24 protein-coding genes are annotated in these 24,121 nt (G+C 73.6%); 6 read left to right on the top strand and 18 right to left on the bottom strand.

Annotated elements, in window-relative coordinates; translation table 11 throughout:
- Positions 1–9: 9 nt before the first annotated feature.
- Entirely contained in the window at positions 10–720 is a 711-nt protein-coding gene (locus tag AC069K_RS13890) for a L,D-transpeptidase family protein (protein WP_478615922.1), read from the top strand.
- A 20-nt stretch (positions 721–740) separates the two neighbouring features.
- Here AC069K_RS13890 and AC069K_RS13885 read toward each other — a convergent pair whose 3' ends face one another.
- The 6 genes from AC069K_RS13885 to AC069K_RS13860 form a co-directional block, all read right to left on the bottom strand.
- Positions 741–1,280, bottom strand: coding sequence for an arginine repressor (locus AC069K_RS13885; RefSeq protein WP_190089598.1), 540 nt, complete (start codon positions 1,278–1,280; stop codon positions 741–743).
- Positions 1,281–1,287: 7 nt separating this feature from the next.
- Complete coding sequence (locus AC069K_RS13880; protein ID WP_365110825.1) at positions 1,288–2,487, bottom strand: acetylornithine transaminase; 1,200 nt, start codon at positions 2,485–2,487, stop codon at positions 1,288–1,290.
- Complete coding sequence (gene argB, locus AC069K_RS13875; RefSeq protein WP_358835573.1) at positions 2,484–3,389, bottom strand: acetylglutamate kinase; 906 nt, start codon at positions 3,387–3,389, stop codon at positions 2,484–2,486. The genes AC069K_RS13880 and argB overlap by 4 nt, the downstream gene beginning before the upstream one ends.
- On the bottom strand, positions 3,386–4,543 hold the full coding sequence (argJ, locus tag AC069K_RS13870) for a bifunctional glutamate N-acetyltransferase/amino-acid acetyltransferase ArgJ (RefSeq protein ID WP_365110829.1): 1,158 nt from the start codon (positions 4,541–4,543) through the stop codon (positions 3,386–3,388). Before argJ ends, argB begins: the two co-directional genes overlap by 4 nt.
- Before the next feature lie 88 nt (positions 4,544–4,631).
- Complete coding sequence (gene argC / locus AC069K_RS13865; RefSeq protein ID WP_478615576.1) at positions 4,632–5,663, bottom strand: N-acetyl-gamma-glutamyl-phosphate reductase; 1,032 nt, start codon at positions 5,661–5,663, stop codon at positions 4,632–4,634.
- A gap of 114 nt (positions 5,664–5,777) precedes the next feature.
- A complete protein-coding gene (locus AC069K_RS13860) occupies positions 5,778–6,554 on the bottom strand; it encodes a hypothetical protein (protein WP_478615573.1) in 777 nt (258 codons plus the stop codon).
- A gap of 231 nt (positions 6,555–6,785) precedes the next feature.
- On the opposite strand from AC069K_RS13860, the gene AC069K_RS13855 reads away from it, so the two are divergent.
- Positions 6,786–7,343: a sugar O-acetyltransferase gene (locus tag AC069K_RS13855; protein ID WP_478615570.1), complete on the top strand. Its 558-nt coding sequence runs from the start codon at positions 6,786–6,788 to the stop codon at positions 7,341–7,343.
- A 382-nt stretch (positions 7,344–7,725) separates the two neighbouring features.
- Here AC069K_RS13855 and AC069K_RS13850 read toward each other — a convergent pair whose 3' ends face one another.
- Positions 7,726–8,301: a histidine phosphatase family protein gene (locus tag AC069K_RS13850; RefSeq protein WP_365110841.1), complete on the bottom strand. Its 576-nt coding sequence runs from the start codon at positions 8,299–8,301 to the stop codon at positions 7,726–7,728.
- A gap of 32 nt (positions 8,302–8,333) precedes the next feature.
- Positions 8,334–9,779 carry an aminotransferase-like domain-containing protein gene (locus AC069K_RS13845; RefSeq protein WP_365110844.1) on the bottom strand — a complete coding sequence of 482 codons (1,446 nt, stop codon included), beginning with the start codon at positions 9,777–9,779 and terminating at the stop codon, positions 8,334–8,336.
- On the opposite strand from AC069K_RS13845, the gene AC069K_RS13840 reads away from it, so the two are divergent.
- A complete protein-coding gene (locus AC069K_RS13840) occupies positions 9,778–10,740 on the top strand; it encodes a DMT family transporter (protein WP_478615566.1) in 963 nt (320 codons plus the stop codon). The genes AC069K_RS13845 and AC069K_RS13840 overlap by 2 nt on opposite strands.
- Positions 10,741–10,813: 73 nt before the next feature.
- The gene (locus AC069K_RS13835; protein ID WP_358835229.1) at positions 10,814–11,005 is read left to right on the top strand and encodes a DUF1918 domain-containing protein; all 192 of its coding nucleotides are present in this window, start codon (positions 10,814–10,816) and stop codon (positions 11,003–11,005) included.
- 32 nt (positions 11,006–11,037) lie between these two features.
- Here the strand turns inward: AC069K_RS13835 and AC069K_RS13830 are convergent, their stop codons facing one another.
- On the bottom strand, positions 11,038–12,318 hold the full coding sequence (locus tag AC069K_RS13830) for a glycoside hydrolase family 10-like protein (RefSeq protein WP_478615563.1): 1,281 nt from the start codon (positions 12,316–12,318) through the stop codon (positions 11,038–11,040).
- Positions 12,319–12,482: 164 nt separating this feature from the next.
- On the opposite strand from AC069K_RS13830, the gene AC069K_RS13825 reads away from it, so the two are divergent.
- A complete protein-coding gene (locus AC069K_RS13825) occupies positions 12,483–13,355 on the top strand; it encodes a 3-hydroxybutyryl-CoA dehydrogenase (protein ID WP_365110854.1) in 873 nt (290 codons plus the stop codon).
- A gap of 188 nt (positions 13,356–13,543) precedes the next feature.
- Positions 13,544–13,801, top strand: a complete 258-nt coding sequence (locus AC069K_RS13820; RefSeq protein WP_365110857.1) for a hypothetical protein — start codon at positions 13,544–13,546, stop codon at positions 13,799–13,801.
- A gap of 20 nt (positions 13,802–13,821) precedes the next feature.
- On the opposite strand, the gene AC069K_RS13815 is transcribed toward AC069K_RS13820, so the two are convergent.
- The 9 genes from AC069K_RS13815 to rpmI form a co-directional block, all read right to left on the bottom strand.
- Positions 13,822–14,358 (bottom strand): NUDIX domain-containing protein, encoded by a 537-nt coding sequence (locus AC069K_RS13815; RefSeq protein ID WP_358835225.1) that lies wholly within the window; start codon positions 14,356–14,358, stop codon positions 13,822–13,824.
- A 51-nt stretch (positions 14,359–14,409) separates the two neighbouring features.
- On the bottom strand, positions 14,410–15,750 hold the full coding sequence (locus AC069K_RS13810; protein WP_365110860.1) for an NsdA family TPR-like regulatory protein: 1,341 nt from the start codon (positions 15,748–15,750) through the stop codon (positions 14,410–14,412).
- 256 nt (positions 15,751–16,006) lie between these two features.
- Positions 16,007–17,074: a PP2C family protein-serine/threonine phosphatase gene (locus AC069K_RS13805; RefSeq protein WP_478615558.1), complete on the bottom strand. Its 1,068-nt coding sequence runs from the start codon at positions 17,072–17,074 to the stop codon at positions 16,007–16,009.
- A 225-nt stretch (positions 17,075–17,299) separates the two neighbouring features.
- The gene (gene pheT / locus AC069K_RS13800; protein ID WP_365110865.1) at positions 17,300–19,828 is read right to left on the bottom strand and encodes a phenylalanine--tRNA ligase subunit beta; all 2,529 of its coding nucleotides are present in this window, start codon (positions 19,826–19,828) and stop codon (positions 17,300–17,302) included.
- Positions 19,828–20,949 (bottom strand): phenylalanine--tRNA ligase subunit alpha, encoded by a 1,122-nt coding sequence (gene pheS / locus AC069K_RS13795; RefSeq protein WP_358835221.1) that lies wholly within the window; start codon positions 20,947–20,949, stop codon positions 19,828–19,830. Before pheS ends, pheT begins: the two co-directional genes overlap by 1 nt.
- Before the next feature lie 148 nt (positions 20,950–21,097).
- Positions 21,098–22,219 carry a sensor histidine kinase gene (locus tag AC069K_RS13790; protein ID WP_365110868.1) on the bottom strand — a complete coding sequence of 374 codons (1,122 nt, stop codon included), beginning with the start codon at positions 22,217–22,219 and terminating at the stop codon, positions 21,098–21,100.
- An 82-nt stretch (positions 22,220–22,301) separates the two neighbouring features.
- Positions 22,302–23,138 (bottom strand): TrmH family RNA methyltransferase, encoded by an 837-nt coding sequence (locus AC069K_RS13785; RefSeq protein WP_478615554.1) that lies wholly within the window; start codon positions 23,136–23,138, stop codon positions 22,302–22,304.
- A 271-nt stretch (positions 23,139–23,409) separates the two neighbouring features.
- The gene (rplT, locus tag AC069K_RS13780; RefSeq protein ID WP_003970214.1) at positions 23,410–23,793 is read right to left on the bottom strand and encodes a 50S ribosomal protein L20; all 384 of its coding nucleotides are present in this window, start codon (positions 23,791–23,793) and stop codon (positions 23,410–23,412) included.
- A gap of 105 nt (positions 23,794–23,898) precedes the next feature.
- A complete protein-coding gene (rpmI, locus tag AC069K_RS13775; RefSeq protein ID WP_030754426.1) occupies positions 23,899–24,093 on the bottom strand; it encodes a 50S ribosomal protein L35 in 195 nt (64 codons plus the stop codon).
- Between the last annotated feature and the right edge of the window lie 28 nt (positions 24,094–24,121).

Below are 24,121 nucleotides of genomic sequence, written 5' to 3'. Positions count from 1 at the left end.
ACGGGCATGATGCGTACCGCTCTCGCACTCGGCGCGGCCCTGCTCGCGCTCGCGGCCCCGGCCGCGACGGCCGAGTCCCGGCCCTTCCACTCGCCGAACCTGCCCAACCGGATGTCCGACACCGGCGGCGGCACCCAGCTGATCACCGCCGAGGCCCCCTCCCCCGGCTCCACCACGGGCCAGGTGACCTGGTGGGACCGGCGCGGGCCGCTGTGGGTGGCGGTGGGCCGGGCCGATGCCAGGTTCGGCGCCAAGGGCCTGGTCGAGGGGACCACCCGCACCCAGGGCACCAACACCACCCCGACCGGCCTGTACGACCTGCCGTACGCGTTCGGCACCACGGCCGCGCCCCAGGGGACGAGGTTCGCCTACCGGCGCGCCACGACGAAGTCCTGGTGGTGCGAGGACACCGCGTCCCAGGCGTACAACCGCTGGGTGGAGGGCCTGCCGGCCGACTGCCGGGCGAGCGAGTCCGAGCAGATCACCGCCTACCCCACGCAGTACGCCCGCGCCCTGGTGGTCGGGTTCAACTACGACCAGCCGGTGCGCGGGCGGGGTGCGGGGATCTTCCTGCACGTCAACGGGAAGGGGGCGACGGCCGGTTGCGTCTCGGTCCCGGCGGACGCGATGGCCGCCATCCTGGCCTGGGCCGACCCGGCCAAGCACCCCCACATCGCGATCGGCACGGCGTCCGGGCCGACCGCGATCACGCGGTACTGATCGCCCCCGTCGGGGACGGCCTAGCGGTCGTTCTGCGCCAGGCGCAGCAGATGGTCCGCCAGGGCCTGGCCGCCGGCCGGGTCCCGGCTGATCAGCATCAGGGTGTCGTCGCCCGCGATCGTGCCGAGGATGTCGTGCAGTTCGGCCTGGTCGATGGCCGAGGCGAGGAACTGGGCGGCGCCCGGTGGCGTCCGCAGCACCACCAGGTTGGCGGAGGCCTCCGCGGAGATCAGCAGCTCCGCGGAGAGCCGGCGCATCCGCTCCTCCTTGGCCGACTCGCCGAGGGGGGCCTTGGGGGTGCGGAAGCCGCCCTCGCTGGGCACCGCGTAGATCAGCTCGCCGCCGGTGTTGCGGATCTTCACCGCGCCCAGCTCGTCGAGGTCGCGCGAGAGCGTCGCCTGGGTGACGCTCAGTCCGTCGTCCGCGAGCAGCTTGGCGAGCTGGCTCTGGGACCGCACCGGCTGCCGGTTGAGGATGTCCACGATCCGGCGGTGGCGGGCGGTGCGGGTCTGCGGTACGGCGGGGCCGCCGAGCTCTTGGTCCTGCGCCTCGTCGGTCATCGTCGTCTCATTCTCCGGATCGTCCGTCCCCGTTGACACTCGCGTCGAGGACACCGGGCAGCGCCTGGAGGAACGCGTCCACCTCCGCGTCACCGATGATCAGCGGCGGCATGAGCCGTACGACATCGGGGGCGGGCGCGTTGACCAGGAAGCCGGCATCCTGGGCCGCCCGCTGCACCTTGGCGGCGACGGCCTCGGTGAGCACGATACCCAGCAGCAGCCCCGCGCCACGGACGTGGGAGACCAGCGGGTGTGCCGGCGCCTCGATTCCGCCCCGCAGCCGCTCGCCCAGCAGCTTCACGCGGTCGAGGGTCCCCTCGGCGGCGAGCGTGTCCAGAACGGCGAGTCCGGCCGCGCACGCCACCGGGTTCCCGCCGAAGGTGGTGCCGTGCTGACCGGGCGTCAGCAGCTCGGCGGCCGGGCCGAAGGCGACGGTGGCGCCGATGGGCAGACCGCCGCCGAGGCCCTTGGCGAGGGTGACGAGGTCGGGCAGGACCCCCTCGTGCTGCTGGTACTCGAACCAGGTGCCGGTACGGCCGATACCGGTCTGCACCTCGTCCAGGACCAGCAGCGTGCCGGTGGCCGCGGTGATCTCACGGGCCGCCCGCAGATAGCCCCGGGGCGGGACGACCACGCCGTTCTCGCCCTGGATCGGCTCGATGACGACCAGCGCGGTCTCCTCGGTGACCGCGGCCCGCAGCGCCTCGGCGTCCCCGTACGGCACATGGGTGACGTCGCCGGGCAGCGGGCGGAAGGGCGCCTGCTTGCCCGGCTGGCCGGTGAGGGCGAGCGCGCCCATCGTCCGGCCGTGGAAGCCGCCCTCGGTGGCGACCATGTGGCCGCGGCCGGTCAGCCGCCCGATCTTGAAGGCGGCCTCGTTGGCCTCGGCGCCGGAGTTGCAGAAGAAGACCCGGCCCGGCCGTCCGGACAGCTCGATCAGCCGCTCGGCGAGCGCCACCGGCGGCTCGGAGGCGAACAGGTTGGAGACATGGCCGAGGGTGGCGATCTGGCGGGAGACCGCCTCGACGACGGCCGGGTGGCCGTGGCCGAGGGCATTGACCGCGATGCCGCCGACGAAGTCGGTGTACTCGGTGCCGTCCGCGTCCCACACCGTGGCGCCCGCGCCGCGCACCAGCGTCAGCCTCGGGGTGCCGTAGTTGTCCGTCATGACCCGCTGCCAGCGCTGGGCCAGCTCCTGACCGGTCACTGTGCTTCCCCCTGCTGGTCGTCGGGCACGACCATCGTGCCGATGCCCTCGTCGGTGAAGATCTCGAGAAGGATGGAGTGCGGGACGCGTCCGTCGATCACGCGCGCGGTGGTGACGCCGTTGCGCACGGCGAACAGACAGCCCTCCATCTTGGGGACCATGCCGCTGGAGAGGTCGGGCAGCAGCCTCTCCAGCTGGCTCGCGGTGAGCCTGCTGATGACCTCGTCGCTGTGCGGCCAGTCCTCGTAAAGCCCCTCGACGTCGGTCAGGACCATCAGGGTCTCGGCGCCCAGCGCAGCCGCAAGAGCCGCAGCCGCCGTATCAGCATTGACGTTGTAGACATGTCCGTCGTCCTGGGAGCGGGCGATCGAGGAGATGACCGGGATCCGGCCGTCCTCCAGCAGCGCCTCGATGGCGCCGGTGTCGATCGCGGTGATCTCACCGACCCGTCCGATGTCGACGAGCTCGCCGTCGATCTCGGGCCGGTGCTGGGTGGCGGTGATGGTGTGCGCGTCCTCGCCGGTCATCCCGACGGCGAGCGGGCCGTGCTGGTTGAGCAGCCCGACGAGCTCGCGCTGGACCTGTCCGGCGAGCACCATCCGTACGACGTCCATCGCCTCCGGCGTGGTGACGCGCAGGCCCGCCTTGAACTCGCTGACCAGGCCGTGCCGGTCGAGCTGGGCGCTGATCTGGGGGCCGCCGCCGTGCACCACGACGGGCTTGAGCCCGGCGTGCCGCAGGAAGACGACGTCCTGGGCGAAGGCGGCCTTGAGCGCCTCGTCGACCATGGCGTTGCCGCCGAACTTGATCACGACGGTCCTGCCGTGGTGGCGGGTCAGCCACGGCAGCGCCTCGATGAGGATGCGCGCCTTGGGGAGCGCGGTGTGCTTCCGCGTACTCATGAGCTGTACGCGCTGTTCTCGTGGACGTAGTCGGCGGTGAGGTCGTTGGCCCAGATGACGACGGGCTCGGCGGAGCCCGCGGCGAGGTCGGCGGTGATGCGGACCTCCCGGTAGCGCATGTCGACGAGGTCGCGGTCCTCGCCCACCGAGCCGTTCTTGCAGACCCAGACGCCGTTGATGGCGACGTTGAGGCGGTCCGGGTCGAAGGCGGCCCTGGTGGTGCCGATGGCGGAGAGCACCCGGCCCCAGTTGGGGTCCTCGCCGTGGATGGCGCACTTGAGGAGGTTGTTGCGGGCGATGGAGCGGCCGACCTCGACGGCGTCGTCCTCGCTAGCCGCGTTCACGACCTCGATGCGGATGTCCTTGCTGGCGCCCTCGGCGTCCCCGATGAGCTGCCGGGCGAGGTCGTCGCAGACGGTACGGACGGCCTCGGCGAACTCCGCGTACTCCGGGGCGGTTCCCGAGGCGCCGGAGGCCAGCAGCAGCACGGTGTCGTTGGTGGACATGCAGCCGTCGGAGTCGACCCGGTCGAAGGTGGTCCGGGTGGCGTCGCGCAGGGCGCGGTCCAGGACCGGGGTGTCCAGGTCGGCGTCGGTGGTGAGGACGACGAGCATGGTGGCGAGGCCCGGGGCGAGCATGCCGGCACCCTTGGCCATGCCGCCCACCGTCCAGCCGTCCTTCGTCACGACGGACGTCTTGTGGACGGTGTCGGTGGTCTTGATGGCGATGGCGGCCTTCTCGCCGCCGTGCGCGGAGAGCTCGGCCGCGGCCTTCTCGATGCCGGGCAGCAGCTTGTCCATGGGCAGGGTCACCCCGATGAGCCCCGTGGAGGCGACGGCGACCTCCCCCGCGCTGTGCCCGTCGAGGACCTCGGCTACCTTCTCGGCGGTCGCGTGGGTGTCCTGGAAGCCCTTCGGGCCCGTACAGGCGTTGGCGCCACCGGAGTTGAGGACGACGGCGGTGACCGCGCCGCCCTTGAGGACCTGCTCGGACCACAGGACGGGGGCGGCCTTGACGCGGTTGGAGGTGAAGACGCCCGCGGCGGCGCGGCGCGGCCCGTGGTTGACCACGAGGGCCAGGTCCGGGTTGCCGTTCTCCTTGATTCCGGCGGCGATGCCCGCCGCCGTGAACCCCTTGGCTGCCGTCACGCTCACTGCTTCTCCTCGTTCGCTTCTCCGCCCGCGCGGCGCGCCGCTGCGGCTTTCGTCGTCGACTGCGGACCGGTGGCCGCGCGCGCGTCGCTCACGGCGCGACTCCTGTCGTCGTCAGGCCCGTGGTCTCTTCCAGCCCCAGGGCGATGTTCATGCTCTGCACCGCGGCGCCCGCGGTGCCCTTGGTCAGGTTGTCGATGGCGGCGACCACCACGATCCGGTGGGCGCCCTCGTCGTACGCCACCTGGAGCTGCGCGGCGTTGGAGCCGTACACGGACGCGGTGGCGGGCCACTGCCCCGCGGGGAGCAGATGGACGAACGGCTCGTCGGCGAAGGCCTTCTGGTACGCCGCCCGTACCGCGTCCCCGGTGACGCCCGGCTTCGCCCTGGCGGAGCAGGTGGCGAGGATGCCGCGGGGCATGGGGGCGAGGGTCGGCGTGAAGGAGACGGTGACGCGCTCGCCGGCCACCGCACTGAGGTTCTGGACCATCTCGGGGGTGTGCCGGTGCCCGCCGCCCACCCCGTACGGCGACATCGAGCCCATGACCTCGCTGCCGAGCAGGTGCGGCTTGGCCGCCTTGCCCGCGCCGGAGGTGCCGGAGGCCGCGACGATCACGGCCTCGGGCTCGGCGATGCCGCTCTGGTACGCGGGGAAGAGCGCCAGCGACACGGCGGTCGGGTAGCAGCCGGGGACCGCGACGCGCCGGGCCCCCTCCAGCGCGGCCCGCCCGCCCGGCAGTTCGGGCAGGCCGTAGGGCCAGGTCCCGGCGTGCGGCGAGCCGTAGAACGCCTCCCAGTCGGCGGCGTCCCTCAGCCGGAAGTCCGCGCCCATGTCCACGACGAGGACGTCCGCGCCGAGCTGTTCGGCGACGGCGGCCGACTGGCCGTGCGGCAGCGCGAGGAAGACCACGTCGTGGCCGCGCGCCAGCACCTCGACGGTGGTGGGCTCCAGGACGCGCCCGGCCAGCGGGAGCAGCTGCGGCTGGAGCGCGCCGAGCCGCTGCCCGGCGTTGGTGTTGCCGGTCAGGGCACCGATCTCGACGTCCGGGTGCGCGAGGAGCAGCCGCAGCAGTTCCCCGCCCGCGTACCCGCTCGCCCCGGCCACTGCCGCTCGTACCGCCATCGAAGCCTCCTCGTCAACGAGGCATGACTATACGCAGCAATGCAGTTTTATGCAAAGGTCGGTGGCCGGTGCCGGTGCCGGGCGAAGGTGCGGGGCCGGGTTGACCGGGTGCCGTCAGTGGAACCTGAGGACGACGCACGCGGCGTGCCCGACTTCGCCGTACTCGCCTTCGCTTGCGCGCTTGCCGCCGGCGTCGCCACCGGCGCCGCCCCGGCCCGCTCCGCGGCAGGAGGGGGGAACCGGTGAGGCGGAGCTTCCGCCGGTACCGCCTTTGCCTCCGTCGATGTCGTTGCCGGGGCCCTTGGTGCCGCCGACCCCCGCGCCCCCACGGCTGTACCCGCAGGGACCCGTGCTGGGGCTCGGGCCGCCGGCGCCGCCGGTGTTGCCGCCGAAACTGACGTAGCGGAGTCCGCCTCCGCCGCCGGTACCGCCGGGCATGGTCTCGGTGCGTCCGCCCAGGACGACAGAGGTGACGCCGCCGTCCCCGCCCTTCCCGCCGTGGCCCGAGCCGCCTCGTGCCGGGCTGGTGCCACGGGACCCGACCAGCCCGCCCCTGCCCACGGTGAGGCGCACGTCGTCGGGGTGCGTGACGAAGAAGTGGCACTCCATGCGCCCGCCGCCGCCACCCCCGCCGCCACCGCCCCCGGTGCCGTAGCCGCCACCACCGCCGCCGCCACCCGCGCCGATGACGGTCACCGTGACCGTGAGGCCGCCCTTCGGGAGCTCGCAGGAGACCGCTCCCGGGGTGTGGAACGTGGTGCCGCTCACGCAGGTGTTCGCGGCGGCCGCGGCAGTGGCCGGCGTCACGGGCGCCACCACGCCTGCGGCCGTCAGCGCGACCGCCGCGGCCAGGAGCGTGGACACGCGGTGCCGGGGATGGTTCGTCGTCATACCCGAGGACGCTACGACGGCGGGGAGGCCCCAGCGCCCCGGCCCGGCGCCCGGTCACCCGATCGAGGGGCGCGGCCGCGCGCGAAGTTCTGGCGGAGGCGGTGGCGTGCGCGACCGCCGCCCTCGCCTCCCGGTGGAGGCGTGACCCACCTCGCGCAGGGCGAAGGGCCGGGCACGGTGCCCCATGGGTAGGTAGGGGTGATCCTGGTGGACGAGACGAGGAGGGCTCCCGTGGGTGAGAACAAGCGGCGCATGCTGGCCGGTGAGTGGTATCTGCCCGACGACCCCGAACTGGCCGCCGACACCGAGCGCCGGATCGCGCGGTGCGCCGCCTACAACGCGGCGGGCGCCGCCCCGCCCGCCGAACGGCACCGGTTGCTCACCGCGTTGCTGGGCGAGGTGGGCGAGGACGTACGGATACGGCCGCCGTTCCACTGCGACTTCGGCTACAACATCGCCATCGGCGCCGGTACGTTCGTGAACTTCGGCGCGGTCTTCCTGGACACCGGCCGGATCACCGTGGGCCGGGACGTCCAGATCGGGCCGAACGTCCAGCTCCTCACCCCCACGCACGAGCTGGACGCCGAGCGGCGCCGCCAGGGGTGGGAGAAGGCCGAGCCGGTGACCATCGGGGACAACGTGTGGCTCGGCGGCGGGGTGATCGTCTGCCCGGGCGTGAGCATCGGGGCGGACACCGTGGTGGGCGCGGGGTCGGTGGTCACCCGGGACCTGCCCGGCGGGGTCCTCGCCGTGGGCAACCCGGCCCGGGTGGTGCGACGGCTCGGCTGAGCGGGACGGGGGTTCGGGGGCGGGGCAGGGGCTCTGGTGGGGCGGGGGCCGGGGCTCGGGGACTCGGGGCCGGGGCTCGGGGCTCGGGGCTCGGGGCTCGGGGCGGAGCAAGCGCTCGGGTGGAGCAGGGGACGGAGCTCGGGGCATCTCGGCGGCGTGGGGGCTCGGGGCGATGTGGGGGCTCGGGCGGTGTGGGGGCTCGGGCGGAGTCGGTGCTCGGCACGGCGGCGGGTTCGGGCGGAGCAAGCGCTCGGTCGGAGCAGGGGACGGGGCCCCGGGCAGCTCGGCGCCGCGGGGACTCGGGGCGGCGTGGAGGCTCAGGGCGCCATGGGGGCTCGGGACGCCGTGGGGGGCACTCGCAGCCGCACCCTCACCCGCCCCCCTACCCCGCCAGGCTCAGCAGGCTCAGGTGCCAGCGGTGGGCGCCGCCGGTCAGGGTGACCGTGGACAGGGGGCGGACGTCGACGTTCCAGTACGCCGACGGGGGCGCGTTCAGGGTGTACACCAACGCTGCCCGGACGACGGCGGGTTCGGCCACCGCGACCATCGCGCCGTCCTCGGCCGGCCGGGTGTCCAGCCAGGCCCCTATCCGGGCGATGAAGCCGAGCAGCGGCTCGCCGCCGTGCGGGGCCGCGCGCGGGTCCGCGAGCCAGGCGTCGACGGCGTCCGGCTCCCGGGCCGCGACCTCGGCCAGGGTGTAACCGCGCCAGCGGCCCATGTCGCAGTCGCGCAGGGCGGGCTGGACCATCGGCGCGTACCCCAGCGCCTCCCCGGTGGCGCGGCTGCGCGTGGTCGGCGAGCAGTAGCGCAGCTCGGCCGCGCCCAGCGGCACCAGGGAGGGCGCGGCGAGCGCGACCTCGCGCCGGGCCGCCCCGTCGAGCGGGCGGTCGTCGGCGAAGCGTTCGACCGGCAGCGCCGAGCAGCGCGCCGCCGCGACCATCGTCAGCCGGACCGTCATGGCCGTGATCGTGCGACCGGACGCGCGGTCGGTCAAGGGGTCGCGGCGCCCACCTCGTCGTAGGCGGTCCGCAGCCGCCGTACCCCCTCCTCGATCTCGGCGCGGCCCGCCACGCCCGCGAAGCACAGCCGCAGGTGCGCGGCGGGGGGTTCGGCGCTGAAGTAGGGGCGGCCGGGGGCGACCGCGACGCCCGCCCGCAGGGCCGCGGCGGCGAGCGCGGCCTCGGGGGTGCCGTCCGGCAGCCGCAGCCACAGGTGGTAGCCGCCGGAGGGCAGATGGGGCACGGCGGGGCCGGGCAGATGGCGGGCCAGGGCGGTCGCCATGGCCTGGCGGCGCTCCCCCAGCTCCTGGGAGACGGCCCGCAGATGGCGGGGCCAGGCCGGGGAGCCGACCAGTTCGAGGGCCGTCTCCTGGAGCGGGCGGGGGACGAAGAAGCTGTCGACGACCTGGATCGCGCGCAGCCGCTCCAGGACCGGGCCGCGGGCCGCGAGCGCGCCCACGCGCAGGCTCGGCGAGGCCACCTTGGTGAGCGAGCGGACGTGTACGACCACGCCGTCGGGGTCGTCGGCGGCGAGCGGCGCCGGCAGCGGGCCCGCGTCCGCGTGGACGAGCAGCCGCGCGAAGTCGTCCTCGACGACGAAGGCCCCGAACTCCCGCGCCACCCGCAGCACTTCGGCCCGCCGGGCGGGGGCGAGCACCGCGCCCGTGGGGTTCTGGAAGAGCGGCTGGCTCACCAGGACCCGCGCCCCGGTGGCCCGGAAGGCGGCGGCGAGCAGGTCGGGCCGCACCCCGTCGGTGTCGACCGGGACGGGCACCGGCCGCAGCCCCGATGCGCGGGCCACCGCGAGCATGCCGGGATAGGTCGGCGACTCCACGAGCACCGGCGCGCCCGGCGCCGCGAGCGCCCGCAGCGCCGTGGTGAGCGCGGACTGGCCCCCGGCGCAGATCAGCACCTCGGCGGCGGTGACCGTGCCGCCGATCTCGCGGGCGAACCAGTCGCGCAGCTCGGTCAGCCCGTCGGTGGGCGGCCGTCCCCAGGCGCCGGGGCGCCGCCCGGCCCGGGCGAGGGCGGCGGCCATCGCGCGCTCCGGCTGGAGGGCGGGGGCGAGGTAGCCGCCGTTGAACTCGATCACCCCGGGCGGCGGTGCGGCGAGGGTGGCCAGGACCCCGGAGGCGTCGACGGCGCGGGGTACCGCGTCGGTGGCGCCCTCCGCGCTGAGCGAGACCTCCTGCCAGGAGGTGTCGCCGGGGCGGGTCGCGGGCGTGCGGGGCTCGGCGCGGAAGACGCCGGCGCCGGGCCGGGTGACGACCAGGCCCTCGGCGGCGAGCCTGGCCAGCGCCCGCGAGACGGTCACCGGCGAGACCCGGTACTGCTCGACGAGTGCCCTGCTCGACGGCAGCTTTCCTCCTACGGAGTAGCGGTCGAGGTCGTCTTTGAGGATGGTCGCCAGGTCGGCCACACTGCTACGCTCGTGCATGACAGCACAGGATAGCGCTACTGCTCGCACGACGATAGCGGTCGAGAGCCGCCCGGCTAGTACCGCGGCCCCAGCCGCGACCGCCGTACCGACGGCCTCCCCCGACACCCGGCAGGGCGCGCTCCTCGCCGGACTCGGCGTCGTCGCCTTCTCCCTCACCTTCCCCGCCACCGCCTGGGGCCTGGAGAGCTTCGGGCCGTGGTCGCTCGTCGCCGTCCGCAGCCTGCTCGCCGGTCTGCTCGCGGGCGCCTTCCTGCTGGTCGGCCGGGTGCCGCTGCCCGAGCGCCGGCACTGGGCGGGGCTCGCGGTGGTCGCGGCCGGCACCGTCGTCGGCTTCCCGCTGCTGACCACCCTGGCCCTGCGGACGTCCACGACCTCGCACGCGGCGGTCGTCGTCGGCCTGCTCCCCCTGACCACGGCCGCGCTCTCGGCGCTGCGGACCGGCCGCCGGCCCTCCCGCGCCTTCTGGGCGGCGGCGCTGACCGGAGCCGGGGTGGTGCTCGCCTTCACCGTGCAGCAGAGCGGCGGCGCCCTCTCCACCGGCGACCTCTACCTCTTCGCCGCCCTGCTGGTCTGCGCCGCCGGGTACACCGAGGGCGGGCGCCTCGCCCGGGAGATGCCGGGCTGGCAGGTGATCGGCTGGGCGCTGATCCTTACCCTGCCGCTCGCCGTCCTCGGCTCGGCCGCGGCCCTCGCCGCCGAGCCGGTCCACCTGGGCGCGCACGGCGTCCTCGGGATGCTGTGGGTGGCCGCCGGCTCGCAGTTCTTCGGGCTGTACGTCTGGTACCGGGGCATGGCGGCCATCGGGGTGCCCCGGGCCAGCCAGCTCCAGCTGGCGCAGCCGCTGCTGACCCTGGTCTGGGCGGTCCTGCTGCTCGGCGAGCACCTCTCCCCCGCCGCCCCGCTGGCCGCGGCGGGCGTGCTGGTCTGCATCGCCGTGACCCAGCGCGCGTCGGCCTGAAAGCGCCGACACGCCGCCGTCCACGGCCCGTTCACACGGGTACGCCCCGGTCCCGCCGCCCTAGAATGGGCCCATGCGAGCGAGCGTGGGCGACCGGCTGCTGGTCCACGGCAGAACCGTCGGACAGCACGACCGGAGCGTGGAAGTCATCGAGGTCCTGGGCCCCGACGGGTCACCGCCGTACCGGGTGCGCTTCGAGGACGGGCACGAGACCCTGATGTCCCCGGGTCCCGACACCGTCGTCAGGCCCTTCACGGACGACTAGTACGAAGACGGCCGGCCGGCCGGGCGGCGCGGTCATGGCCGCACCCGGCCGGGGTAGTGGTCCGCGACCACCCGCGCCATCGCGCCGATGCGGTCCTCCGCCACGTCCTTCGCCGAGAAGAAGCAGTGGCCCCGCACCGAGGGGTACCGCCGGGCGAGGGTGAGGTGACGGGAGAGCTCGGCCGGGTCCTGCCAGGCGGGCGGCTGCGCCGGGTTGCCCGCCTTGTACAGGGCCTCGCCGATGATCAGCTGGGTGCCGCTGCCCCGGGCGACCGCGTCCCACCAGGGCACCAGCGCTGCGTAGTCGGCGGCCTGGAAGCCGATGTTCCAGTACACCTGCGGACAGATGTAGTCGATCCAGTGCTCGCGCACCCACTTCCGGGTGTCGGCGTGCAGGTCGTCATAGGTCTGCACCCCGGCCGTGGTGGGCGAGCCCAGCGGGTCGGTGGCCGCGTTGCGCCAGACCGCGAAGGGGCTGATCCCGAACTTCACCCGGCCCCGGATGCTCTTGATCCGCTCCGCCGTCTCCCGGACGAGCCGGTCGATGTTGTCGCGGCGCCAGGCGGCCCGGTCGGGGAAGTCCGCGCCGTAGCGCTCGTAGGCGTCGTCGTCCGCGAAGGCCTGCCCGGCGACCGGGTACGGATAGAAGTAGTCGTCCCAGTGCACCGCGTCCACGTCGTAGCGCGCGACCGCGTCCAGCATGGCGTCCTGCACGAAGCGGCGGACCTCCGGCAGGCCCGGGTTGTAGTAGAGCTTCCCCCCGTAGGCGACGACCCAGTCGGGGTGGACGCGCGCGGGGTGGGTCGGCACGAGTCTGGAGGGGTCGGTGTGGTTGGCCACCCGGTACGGGTTGAACCAGGCGTGCAGCTCCAGGCCGCGCCGGTGGGCCTCGCGGACGGCCGTGCCCAGCGGGTCCCAGCCCGGGTCCTGGCCCTGGACACCGCTGAGGTACTGGCTCCACGGCTCGTACGGCGAGGGCCACAGGGCGTCGGCGGTGGGGCGGACCTGGAGCGCCACCACGTTCAGCCGCAGGGCGGCGGCCCGGTCGAGGTGCGCGATGAGCTCGGCCTCCTGCCGCTCCGGGGGCAGACCCGGTTGCGAGGGCCAGTCGAGGTTGGACACCGTCGCCAGCCACACCCCCCGGAACTCCAGGGGGCGCGGCGCGTGCCAGGGGCGGCCGGGACCGGCGGCCGCGAGGGGGCCGGGCACGCCCTGCGCGGCGGCCGCGTCCGTGGTGACCAGGGCGTTCACCGCGCCCGCCGTACCGGCCGCGAGCGTCGCCGCCAGCAGTCCCCGCCGAGTGATCCGTCCCACTTGGTGCCCCCCTCGTCGCCGAGAATGTCCGGTGTTGCGCACAGCATGCCCGCCCCACCCCCTGATCCCACGCAGGCGCGGAGTAACGTCGTGGGGCCGGGTCGGGCGCCGGACTCATACGGGGGACCCGCCGGGACTTTTCTGTCAGAAGCGAAAGGCACGAAGTGACGGACCCTACGGCAGATATTGCACGCGTCGGAGTGGTGGGCTGCGGCCAGATGGGGGCCGGCATCGCCGAGGTCTGCGCCCGTAGCGGCCTGGACGTGAAGGTCGCCGAGACCACCGGCGAAGCCCTGGAGATCGGCCGTACCCGGCTGCACAACTCCCTCTCGAAGGCCGCCGAACGCGGCAAGATCACCGAGGAGGAGCGCGACGCGACGCTCGCCCGGCTGAGCTTCACCACCGACCTGGGCGAGTTCGCCGACCGTGACCTGGTCATCGAGGCCGTGGTGGAGAACGAGCAGGTCAAGACCGAGATCTTCCAGGTCCTCGACCAGGTGGTCACCCGCCCGGACGCGATCTTGGCCTCCAACACCTCCTCCATCCCGCTGGTGAAGCTCGCGGTGGCCACCTCGCGGCCCGACCAGGTCATCGGCATCCACTTCTTCAACCCGGCCCCGGTGCAGAAGCTCGTCGAGCTGATTCCCGCGCTCACCACCTCCGAGGGCACTCTCAGCCGGGCCCAGGCCATGGTGGAGAAGGTCCTCGGCAAGCACGCGATCCGCGCCCAGGACCGCTCGGGCTTCGTGGTCAACGCGCTCCTCATCCCGTATCTGCTCTCCGCGATCCGGATGTTCGAGTCGGGCATCGCCAGCCGTGAGGACATCGACAACGGCATGGAGCTGGGCTGCGCCCACCCGATGGGTCCGCTCAAGCTGTCCGATCTCATCGGTCTGGACACGGTCGCCTCGGTGGCGGACTCGATGTACGACGAGTTCAAGGAGCCGCTGTACGCGGCGCCTCCGCTGTTGCAGCGCATGGTGGACGCGGGACGCCTGGGGCGTAAGACCGGCTCCGGTTTCTACACGTACGCCTGAGCACCGCGAGACGGCTGACGCCGGGCCCGGCTCCTCTGCGTGAGGGCCGGGCCCGCCGCGTTCACACCCGGTGTGCGGCGCGAGCACGCATATGCTCTTCGCACACTCTCCCGCCCCGGGAGCAGGGCGAGTTGACTCCTTGGCGAAAAGTCAATGGCATTCCGCCACAACGACGAAGGAGCCTCGCCGTGCCGAGCGACCCCGGCCTACCGATGGCCGTCGACGAACTGTTCGAGTTACGCCGTTCCCTGGAAGTGGGCCTGGCCCGCATCGACGGGCAGTTGACGCTGCTCACCCACCGCGACGACCAGAGCGAACGCGAACTGGCCGAGCTGGGCGTGCGGCTGTCGTCCCTGGAGCACACGAGGTGGCCGCTGCCCGCGCTCACGGCGGTCACCGCCCTCGGCGCGCTGGCCGTCGCCGTCTGGCAGGCGCTGGGGCGGTGAACACCGGCGGACGGCGGCGGTCAGCCGTCGCCGAGCCGCAGATGGTGCAGGAGCAGGAGACCGGCCGCCATGTTGGCGGCCGGGACCTCGCCGCGGGCGATCATGTCGGGTACCAGTTTGAGCGGGACCCACTCGCGCCGCGACGACTCGAAGTCGTCCTCGGGGTGGCCGATGTACTCGGCCGTCTCCGACCAGTAGAGGTGGTGGCGGGCGTCGATGAGCCCGTTGGCGGGCTCGACGGTGAGGAGATGGCGCAGCGGGCCCGGCCGCCACCCCGTCTCCTCCTCCATCTCCCGGGCGGCCGCGGCCGCGATGTCCTCGCCGTCCTCGACGACCCCCGCGGCCAGCTCCCAGCCCCAGCTGTCGGTGATGAACCGGTGCCGCCACAGCAGCAGCACCTCGTTCGCCTCGTTGACCGCGGTCGCCACGGCGACCGGGCGGAGCCGGATCAGGAAGTGGTCGAGGTGCCGCCCGTCCGGGAGAGCGACATCGGCGAGATTGACGCGGAACCAGCGGTTCTCATAGACAGTTTGCTCACTCAGGTTCGTCCACTGCACGTTTTTGCCACCTTCCGACAAGAGGATGGCAATATCGCAGCAGGCACGCGCTCACAGGGGAACGCGCAGTGCCCCGTCGATCAGCTCGGCGGCTTCCTCGGCGCCGGCGCAACCGCTCTCGACCAGGTGCTCGCGTACGACGCGCAACCGGTCGCGAAGGCGCTGCGACTCCATCCCCCGGGCCCGCTCGGCCATCTCGACCGCCGTCGCGACGGCCCGGTCCGCCTCGCCCTGCCGGAGCTCGATCTGCGCGAGCACCGCCAGGCGGTGCACTCTGCCCCGGTCGTGCGAGGGGGCGTGCGCCGCCAGTCCCGCCTGCTCGCGCGCGGCCGGCAGATCGCCGAGCAGCAGCAGCGCCTCCGCCACCTGGACGTTGACCAGGCCCGGCTGGACGTAGCCGGTCTCGGCGGGTTCCTTCTTCGGCCGGATGCGCTCGGCGGCCCGCTCGGCGCCGCGGATCGCGTCGAGCGCGCTGCGCCCGTCGCCGAGATGGGCGTACGCCTTGGCCTGCATCGCGTGCAGATCCGCGGCCAGCGCCGCGGTGAGCTGGTGGCCCGCCGCCCGCAGCGCCGCCTCCGCGAAGGCGACCGCCTGGCGGTAGTCGCGCATGAACAGCGACTGGTTGACCAGCAGGGCGATCACGTACGCGCCGAGCCCCCGGTCCCCGCTCGCCTTCGCCAGCCTGAGCGCCTGGTGGAAGTAGCGCTGCGCCAGGCCCTGGGCGTTGGAGTCGTACGCGCAGATCCCGGCGATCGCGACCAGTCCGCCGGTCGCCCGGTGCAGCTGGCGGCCGGTCGCGTCGGTGTAGCAGCCGCGCAGCAGCGGCGCGGTCTCGGCGTTGAGGAAGCCCACGATGCGCGAGCGGGTGGCGATGCCCCCGGCCTTGCGGTACATCAGCTCGTAGTGCGCGCGGGCGGCCCGCAGCATCTCGATGTCGCTCTCCCCCACCGCGGTCTGCCCGTGCCGGGACACGTCGGTGTCCTCCGGCGGGTTCTCCCACTCCCACACCGGCATCACGGCCGGGGTGCCGGTGACCGCGGGCGCGCCCAGTATGTGCGGGCGCTGCTGCTCGTCGGAGCGCCACAGGGCGGTGGCCCGCTCCACGAACCCGGCGAGCGGCGAACCCACGGCCGTGGCCGGCTCCCCCGGCACGCCGAGCCCGATGTCGTCGAGGGTGACCGGCCGGTGCAGCCGGGCCGCGAGCACCTCGCAGATCAGGTCGGGCACCTGTCCGCGCGGCCGCTGGCCCTTCAACCACCGGGCCACCGCGGTGTGTTCGTACTTGAGTGCGAGACCCCGGGCGCGGCCGGCCTGGTTCACGTGGGCCGCCAGCCCGGCGTTCGAGATGCCCGCCTCGTCGACCAGCGCGTCGAGCAGGGTATTGGGCTGCATCAGGCCCTCCGTTGGCTCGGTGGACCCAGCGTAGAGGAGGCGCGTTCACACGGGGTGTGATGGGAGTGCTCGCATTTATGCGCCGCGCACTCTGCCGCCGCGGTGGGGCTCCCGATTGACTGAACTGCCTCTCCACAGAGGCGTGCCGGGCCGCCGGCTCCCCCTCGTACAGTGCGGCGGCCCGCTCCCGGCGCCGCCGGCCCTGCCGAACTGCCCGTCACTCCGCGGCAGGGCCGACGGCGCACGCCCGCCCGGCTCAGTGCCGGGCCCGCGCGGGGGGAACGGCAGCGGACTGCGCGGGCACGCGCACCCGGTCGTTGCGCAGCACCATCAGCGCCACGTCGTCGGCGAGCCGTCCGCCGGTGTGCCGCAGCAGCTCCCGCTGGACGCAGTGGACCACCGCGGCGGGTGAGAGCGGGGTGTCCAGGGCCGCCCGGGCGAGTACTTCCTGCAGCCGGAAGAACCGCCCGGCGCGGTCCCGGGCATCCTCGGCGCCGTCCGTGTGCAGGCACAGCGCCTCCCCCGGCAGCAGCCGGGTGCAGCGGTGCAGCGGCAGGTCGGCGGGGAGGGGGAAGGAGCCGAGCGGCGGCAGCGGGTCGCCGGGCAGCAGCGCCTCGGCGCCGCCGCACAGCCGATAGGGCCAGGGGTGACCGCAGTTGAGGCCGACCACCAGGCCGTCGGCGCGGATCTCCAGGAGCAGTACGGTCACGAACTCCTCGGCGAGGGGGCTCTCCGGCTCTCCGGTGCGGGACGCCGGGTGCTCGGTACGGGCCCGTTCGCGCAGGTGCCGTTGCAGGGCCCGCTCCAGGCGCCGCAGCACGCCCGCCAGCTCCGCTTCGTCGTGGGCGGCCTCGCGGAAGCTGCCGAGCACCGCCGCGACCGCGCCGAGCGCGCCCAGACCGTGGCCGCGCACGTCCCCCATGACGACCCGCACCCCGTACGGCGTGGCCATCACCTCGTACAGATCGCCGCCGACCACCGCGCCGCGGCCCGCGCAGAGCTGGCCCGCGGCCACCGTGAGGCCGGCCACGCGGGGCGGCGGCGGGCGCAGCAGCACCCGCTGGGCGGCGTCCGCGACCTCCTGCACCAGCCGCAACTCCCGGGCCGCGCCCAGCCGTACGCCGTGCACCAGGCAGACCACGGCGATCAGGAAGGCGGCGCAGGTGGCGATCCGCAGGCCCAGGGAGTCGTCGGTGACCAGCGGACAGGTCAGCTGCCAGACGACGACCAGGACCAGCCACAGGACGGGCAGCGCCAGCGCGAGGCCACGCCCCGTGCCGAGGGCTCGCGCGCACGCAGCGGTCCGACTCCCGGTACGGATCATGCCGTCGGCCCCCCTGGCCTCTGCGCCGCTCGCCCCTGCCCCGGCCTTCACGGCCGGGTCGATTCTGTCCAGGAGCCGCCCCTGTTTGCGTACATCGCTCCCCGTTCTCACCCGAACGAGTGAGAAGGGAGGGATTCCGGGAGAGCGGCGCGCGGGGGAGGGGCGCAGATGCCGGAAGGGCGCGCCCGGGATCCGGACGCGCCCTTCCTCACTGCTGTGCGGGAGTCACGCCCCGCGGAGCACCGCTCCCGTGCGCTCGGCGGCCAGGGCCACCGCCGCGTCGCGGGCCGCCGTGGCCTCCTCGACGGTCAGCGTGCGGTCGGGGGCGCGGAAGCGCAGCGCGTACGCCAGCGACTTCTTGCCCTCGCCGATCTGCTCACCGGTGTAGACGTCGAACAGCCGGATGGACTCCAGGAGTTCACCGGCGCCGCCGCGCAGGAAGTACTCGACGACCGCCGAGGGGACCTCGGTGTCGACGACCAGCGCCACGTCCTGGGTGGCCACCGGGAAGGTGGAGATCCGCGGCGCCCGCAGGGCGCCCTCCCCCGCCTTCGCCAGCAGGTCCAGGTCGAGCTCCATGGCGCAGGTGCGCTCGGGCAGGCCCAGCGACTTGACCACGCGCGGGTGCAGCTCGCCCGCGTGGCCGATCGCGACGATCTCCCCGTCGATGACGACGGACAGCCCGGCACAGCGGCCCGGGTGCCACGGCCCGTACTGGCCCTGCTGGACGATGAGCTCCGCGCCGGCCTCGCGGGCCAGGGTCCGGGCGGCCTCGACCGCGTCGGCCCAGTCCGCCGGACGGCCCTTGCCCCACCAGCCGGCCTGCTCGCGCGCCCCGGCGAGGACCACGGCCGCGTGCCGGGGCTGCGCGGGCAGCACGGCGTCGAGCGCGGCGATCTCCTCGTCGGTGGGGCGGCGGTCGACGGGCAGCCGAACGGCGACGCCCTGGCGCTCGGCGGGCTGGAACACCAGACCCGTCTCGAAGAGCGCCAGGTCGTGCCCGCCGCGGCCGGCGTTGCGGCGCAGCGCGGTGAGGAGCCCCGGCAGCAGCGTGGTGCGCAGCGCCGGCTCCTCGTCGTTGAGCGGGTTGACCAGCTTCACGACGCGGCGGGCGGGGTCGTCCGCCTCCAGGCCGAGCTGGTCGAAGACCTGCTCGGAGACGAACGGGTAGTTCGGCGCCTCCACGTAGCCGGCGCCGGCGAGCGCGCGGCCCACCCGGCGGTGCAGCCGCTGGCGCTCGGTGAGACCGCGGCCGGCGGGCGGCTTCGGCAGGGTCGAGGGCAGGTTCTCGTACCCCTCCAGCCGGATGACCTCCTCGGCGAGGTCGTTCGGCTCGGTGAGGTCGGGGCGCCACGAGGGCACGGTGACGACGAGCTCGTCCTGCCCGTAGACGTCGCAGCCGATCTCCTGGAGGCGGCGCACGACGGTCTCGCGGCCGTACTCCACACCCGCCACCCGGTCCGGGTGGTCGGCGGGCAGGGAGACGGTGCGCGGCGCGGAGGGCGCGAGGACCTCGGTGACACCGGCCTCGGCGGTGCCGCCCGCGAGCAGCACCAGCAGGTCGACGGTCCGCTGGGCGGCCGCGGAGGCGGCCTGCGGGTCGACGCCGCGCTCGAAGCGCTTGGACGCCTCCGAGGAGAGCTTGTGGCGGCGCGCGGTGCGCGCGATGGCGACCGGGTCGAAGTGCGCGGCCTCGATGACCACCTCGGTGGTGCCCCGGACCTGTCCGGTCTCGGGGTCGGTGACCGAGTCCGCGATCTCCGTGTTGGCGCCGCCCATCACACCGGCGAGGCCGATGGGACCCCGGTTGTCGGTGATGACCAGGTCGGCGGCGTCCAGCTTGCGCTTGGCGCCGTCGAGGGTGGTGAGCACCTCGCCGGGCTCGGCGCGGCGGACGCCGATCGGCCCGTCGACCAGGGTGCGGTCGTAGGCGTGCAGCGGCTGGCCCAGCTCGATCATCACGTAGTTGGTGACGTCGACGGCGAGCGAGATGGGGCGCATCCCGGCCTTCTGGAGCCGGCGCTGGAGCCAGATCGGGGAGCGCGCCTCGGGGTCGAGGCCGACGACGGTGCGCGCGGTGAAGCGGTCGCAGCCGATCGGGTCGGCGATCTTCACCGGGTAGCCGTACGAGTTGGGCGCGGGCACGTCGAGCAGCGCCGGGTCGCGCAGCGGCAGGCCGTAGGCGATGGCGGTCTCGCGGGCGACACCGCGCAGCGACAGGCAGTCGCCGCGGTTGGCGGTGACGGCGATGTCCAGGACCTCGTCGACGAGCTCCAGGAGCTCGATGGCGTCGGTGCCGGCCTCGTGCTCGGGCGGCAGGACGATGATGCCGCCGCTGCCGTCGTCACCCATGCCCAGCTCGTCGCCGGAGCAGATCATGCCGTGCGAGGTCTTGCCGTACGTCTGGCGCGCGGCGATGGCGAAGTCGCCGGGCAGCACGGCGCCGGGCAGCACCACGACGACCTTGTCGCCGACCTGGAAGTTGCGCGCGCCGCAGACGATCTCCTGCGGCTCGCCGGTGCCGTTGGCCGTGCCGACGTCGACCGTGCAGAAGCGGATGGGCTTCTTGAAGCCCTCCAGCTCCTCGATGGTCAGCACCTGGCCGACGACCAGCGGGCCCTTGAGCCCGGCGCCGAGCTGCTCGACGGTCTCGACCTCGAGACCGGCGGACACGAGCTTGGCCTGGACGTCCCGGCCGGTCTCCGTCGCCGGCAGGTCGACGTACTCCCGCAGCCAAGAAAGCGGGACCCGCATCAGATCTCCATCCCGAACGGCCGGGTGAACCGGACGTCACCCTCGACCATGTCTCGCATGTCTTCGACGTTGTGGCGGAACATCAGCAGGCGTTCGATGCCGAAGCCGAAGGCGAATCCGCTGTACTTCCCGGGGTCGACACCGCAGGCGGTGAGCACCTTCGGGTTGACCATGCCGCAGCCGCCGAGCTCGATCCAGCCCTCGCTGGAGCAGGTGCGGCAGGGGCGGTCGGGGTTGCCGACGGACTCGCCGCGGCAGACGTAGCAGACCATGTCCATCTCGGCGGACGGCTCGGTGAACGGGAAGAAGTTCGGCCGCAGCCGGGTCTTCATGTCCTGGCCGAAGAGCGACTGGACCATGTGGTCCAGGGTGCCCTTGAGGTCCGCCATGGTCAGGCCCTCGTCGACGGCGAGGAGCTCGACCTGGTTGAAGACGGGGGTGTGCGTGGCGTCCAGCTCGTCCGTGCGGAAGACCCGGCCGGGGCAGATCACGTAGACCGGCGGCTCGCGGTCGATGAGCGAGCGGATCTGCACCGGGGAGGTGTGCGTGCGCAGCACGACGCCGGAGTCGGCTGAGCCGTCCGGACCCTCGACGAAGAAGGTGTCCTGCTCACCGCGGGCCGGGTGGTCCGGGCCGATGTTGAGCGCGTCGAAGTTGAACCACTCGGCCTCGACCTGCGGGCCCTCGGCGACCTCGTAGCCCATGGCCACGAAGATGTCCTCGATGCGCTCGGAGAGCGTGGTCAGGGGGTGGCGGGCGCCGGCCGGTACACGGTCGTACGGCAGTGAGACGTCCACCGCCTCCTCGACCAGGACGCGCGCGTCGCGCTCGGCCTCCAGCTCGGCCTGGCGGGCGGCCAGGGCCTTGTTCACGGCGCCGCGGGCCATGCCCACGAGCTTGCCGGCCGCGGCCTTGGCCTGCGGCGGCAGGGCGCCGATCTCACGGTTGGCGAGCGACAGGGGCGAGGTGCCACCGGCGTGCGCGGTCTTCGCGTGTGCGAGGGCGTCGAGATCACCGGCCGCGGCGAAGGCGGCGAGCGCCTCGTCCCGCATGCGCTCGATCTCTTCCGGTTTCAGCGCCTCGACCTCAACAGGGTCGTACGACTTATTGGGTGCCGACATCTCTTCCCGTACTTCCGATTGGCTTGGCTGGGGGTCCCGCCACCGCGACCGCGACTGGGCCGCGCGACAGCACGGACACGAACGCGCCAAAGGTCGAGTCTAACGGGGTGGGTGAATGCGGATGCGCCCGTGGGCGGCCCGGCGGTCGCTACTGGAGGTAGGCCGGGGCGCCGACGGGCAGGATAAATCGGAACTCGGCGCCGCCGCCGGAGCCGCGGCCCACCGCGATGGTGCCGCCGTGGGCCTCCACGATGCCCTTGACGATGTAGAGGCCCAGGCCGGTGCCGCCGCGTTTGCTGCCCCGCCAGAAGCGGGTGAAGACACGGCCCATCGACTCCTCGGGGATGCCGGGGCCTTCGTCGCTCACGGTGACGGCCGTTCCCTTCTCGTCGTGCTCGTCGATGCGGACGGGCGCGGGTGCCACCTCGATGGTGACGGTTCCCTCGCCGTGGCGCACCGCGTTTTCCAGCAGGTTGCCCAGGACCTGGTCGATCTTGTCGGGATCGGCCCAGAGATCGGGCAGCGGACGCTGGATGCGCACCAGGAAGCGGTCGGGGACCTGGCCGGAGGCCACATGGGCCTGGATGTGCCGGCCGACGGCGGCCGCTATGTCCACGGGCTGGCGGCGCACCTCCAGCCGGCCGGAGTCGATCCGGGAGATGTCGAGGAGCTCGGCGATCAGCCGGGTGACGCGGTTGGCGTCGGCGTCGACGGTCTCCAGCATCAGCCGCTTCTGGGCGTCGGTGAACCGCTCCCACTTGGCGAGCAGCGTCGCGGTGAACCCCTTGACCGAGGTCAGCGGCGAGCGCAGCTCGTGGGCGACGGTGGCGATCAGCTCGGCGTGCGAGCGCTCGGTGCGTCGGCGCGCCTCGGTCGAGCGCAGGCTCACCACCACCTGGCGCACCGGGCCGGTGGGGTGCTCGCGCACGTACCGCGCGGAGACGAGCACCTCGCGGCCGCCGGGCAGCAGCAGGTTGCGCTCGGGCTGGCCGACGCGGATGGCGAGTCCGCCGTACGGATCGGTCAGCTGCCACCAGCGGCGGCCCTTGAGGTCCTCCAGCGGCAGCGCGCGCTCCAGCTCCAGGCCGAGCGCGTCGCGCGGGGAGACCGCGGTGATCCGGGCGGCGGCCGTGTTGAAGCAGACGACCCGGCCCTTCTCGTCGGCGACGACGAGACCGTCGGGCAGGTCCTCGGGGTCTATCCCCGGGGCTCCTTGGGCAGCAGGGCGTACCAGGGCGTTCTCGCCGATGGTCCTCACGCCGACAGCCATCCCCGTATCCCACCTCTCCGAAGCACACAGTGGGCGCCCGAGCCCGTCACACTACTAGCTGGAGGTGACGGTGCGGACCCCCTCAGCGAGGAGTGCGGGTGCGCTGGGCCCGCGCCGAGGCGTACAGGCACACCGCGGCGGCGGTCGCCAGGTTGAGGCTCTCGGCGCGGCCGTGGATCGGGACGCGCACCACGGCGTCCGCGAGCGCGCGGGTCTCCTCGGGCAGGCCCCAGGCCTCGTTGCCGAAGATCCAGGCGGTGGGGCCGCCCATGGTGCCCGCGTCGAGCTCGTCGTCGAGGTCGTCCTCGCCCGCGCCGTCGGCGGCGAGGATGCGCACACCGGCGTCCCGCAGCCCGCGTACGGCCTGCTCCACGGGTACGCCGACGGCGACCGGCAGATGGAAGAGCGAACCGACCGAGGCGCGGACCGACTTGGGGTTGTACAGGTCCACGGAGGCGTCGGTGAGGACGACCGCGTCGGCGCCGGCGGCGTCCGCGCAGCGCAGTACGGTGCCGGCGTTGCCGGGGTCGCGGACGTGCGCGAGGACGGCGACGAGCTTGGGGCGCGCGGCGAGGATGTCCTCGAAGGGCGAGTCCAGGAAGCGGCAGACGCCGACCAGGCCCTGCGGGGTGACGGTCTGGGAGACCTCGGCGAGCACCTCGTCGTCGGCGTAGTGCACCCGGGCACCGGCGTCGCGGGCGGCGGCCACGATGTCCGCGTACCGCTCGGCGGCCTCGATCGTGGTGAACAGCTCGGTCAGCGTCGCCTCACCGCCGCTGCGGTGCTCCACGGCCTCCCGCACGGCCTGCGGCCCCTCGGCGATGAACCGCCGCTCCTTCCCCCGGAAGTTACGCCGCGCGAGCCGCTTGGCGGCGGCGACACGGGGGGAGCGCGGGGAGATCAGCTCGGGCGTGGGCATGTACTCGCGGTCTCTCTGGGAGGGGGGCGGGGGCCTGGGCCCGGTGTTCGTCTGCGGGTGCGTGGGGGCTGGTCGCGCAGTTCCCCGCGCCCCTGAAAGCGCCCCTTCGGGGCGCCCAGGGGATCGCCGCGCAGCGGCATGCAACGGGCGCGGGGAACTGCGCGACCAGCCGCAGACTGCCTGCGGACGAACAGGGGTCCGGGTCTCAACGCACCGGACCCGCAGGCCGATGGCCTGCGGGTCCGGTCCGGCTCAACAAGCCGTCAGGCGCTTACGCGGCCTTCGGGGCGTTGACGTCGCTCGGAAGCGCCTTCTGGGCGACCTCGACGAGCGCGGCGAACGCGTTGGCGTCGTTGACCGCGAGCTCGGCCAGGATCTTGCGGTCCACCTCGATGTTGGCGGCCTTCAGACCCTGGATGAGGCGGTTGTACGTCATGCCGTTCTGGCGGGCAGCGGCGTTGATGCGCTGGATCCACAGCTGACGGAAGTCGCCCTTGCGCTTCTTGCGGTCGTTGTAGTTGTAGACCAGCGAGTGGGTGACCTGCTCCTTGGCCTTGCGGTACAGGCGCGAACGCTGACCGCGGTAGCCGGAGGCCGCCTCGAGGATCGCCCGGCGCTTCTTGTGGGCGTTGACTGCCCGCTTGACGCGTGCCACTTGTTAACTCCTTGTAGCGGGGCCGTGGTCGGTGATCACACGGCCCGAATTCGAATAGGTCCCGGTCTTGACGTTCCGCCCCCGGTCACCGGGGGCGGAGAAACGTCACTTGCCGAGAAGCTTCTTGATCTTCTTGGCGTCGCCCGGGGCCATCTCGGCGTTGCCGGTGAGGCGACGCGTCAGCTTGGACGACTTGTGCTCGAGCAGGTGGCGCTTGCCGGCACGCTCACGGAGCACCTTGCCGGAGCCGGTGATCTTGAAGCGCTTGCTGGCACCGCTGTGCGACTTGTTCTTCGGCATAGCGCCGTTATCTCCTCGTCAGTGGCGC

Source organism: Streptomyces sp. NPDC043908, from assembly GCF_056435525.1.
This window is presented reverse-complemented; position numbering and strand designations above follow the sequence as displayed.

Bases quoted from the DNA above. Each gene is read 5' to 3' on its own strand.
- AC069K_RS13810 (WP_365110860.1), bottom strand. From the start codon at position 15,750: ATGCAGCCCAATACCCTGCTCGACGCGCTGGTCGACGAGGCGGGCATC.
- pheT (WP_365110865.1), bottom strand. From the start codon at position 19,828: ATGCGGGTCCCGCTTTCTTGGCTGCGGGAGTACGTCGACCTGCCGGCG.
- AC069K_RS13860 (WP_478615573.1), bottom strand. From the start codon at position 6,554: ATGACGACGAACCATCCCCGGCACCGCGTGTCCACGCTCCTGGCCGCG.
- AC069K_RS13890 (WP_478615922.1), top strand. From the start codon at position 10: ATGCGTACCGCTCTCGCACTCGGCGCGGCCCTGCTCGCGCTCGCGGCC.
- AC069K_RS13850 (WP_365110841.1), bottom strand. From the start codon at position 8,301: ATGACGGTCCGGCTGACGATGGTCGCGGCGGCGCGCTGCTCGGCGCTG.
- AC069K_RS13845 (WP_365110844.1), bottom strand. From the start codon at position 9,779: ATGCACGAGCGTAGCAGTGTGGCCGACCTGGCGACCATCCTCAAAGAC.
- AC069K_RS13785 (WP_478615554.1), bottom strand. From the start codon at position 23,138: ATGCCCACGCCCGAGCTGATCTCCCCGCGCTCCCCCCGTGTCGCCGCC.
- argC (WP_478615576.1), bottom strand. From the start codon at position 5,663: ATGGCGGTACGAGCGGCAGTGGCCGGGGCGAGCGGGTACGCGGGCGGG.
- argB (WP_358835573.1), bottom strand. From the start codon at position 3,389: ATGAGTACGCGGAAGCACACCGCGCTCCCCAAGGCGCGCATCCTCATC.
- AC069K_RS13835 (WP_358835229.1), top strand. From the start codon at position 10,814: ATGCGAGCGAGCGTGGGCGACCGGCTGCTGGTCCACGGCAGAACCGTC.
- AC069K_RS13790 (WP_365110868.1), bottom strand. From the start codon at position 22,219: ATGGCTGTCGGCGTGAGGACCATCGGCGAGAACGCCCTGGTACGCCCT.
- AC069K_RS13805 (WP_478615558.1), bottom strand. From the start codon at position 17,074: ATGATCCGTACCGGGAGTCGGACCGCTGCGTGCGCGCGAGCCCTCGGC.
- pheS (WP_358835221.1), bottom strand. From the start codon at position 20,949: ATGTCGGCACCCAATAAGTCGTACGACCCTGTTGAGGTCGAGGCGCTG.
- AC069K_RS13840 (WP_478615566.1), top strand. From the start codon at position 9,778: ATGACAGCACAGGATAGCGCTACTGCTCGCACGACGATAGCGGTCGAG.
- rpmI (WP_030754426.1), bottom strand. From the start codon at position 24,093: ATGCCGAAGAACAAGTCGCACAGCGGTGCCAGCAAGCGCTTCAAGATC.
- AC069K_RS13885 (WP_190089598.1), bottom strand. From the start codon at position 1,280: ATGACCGACGAGGCGCAGGACCAAGAGCTCGGCGGCCCCGCCGTACCG.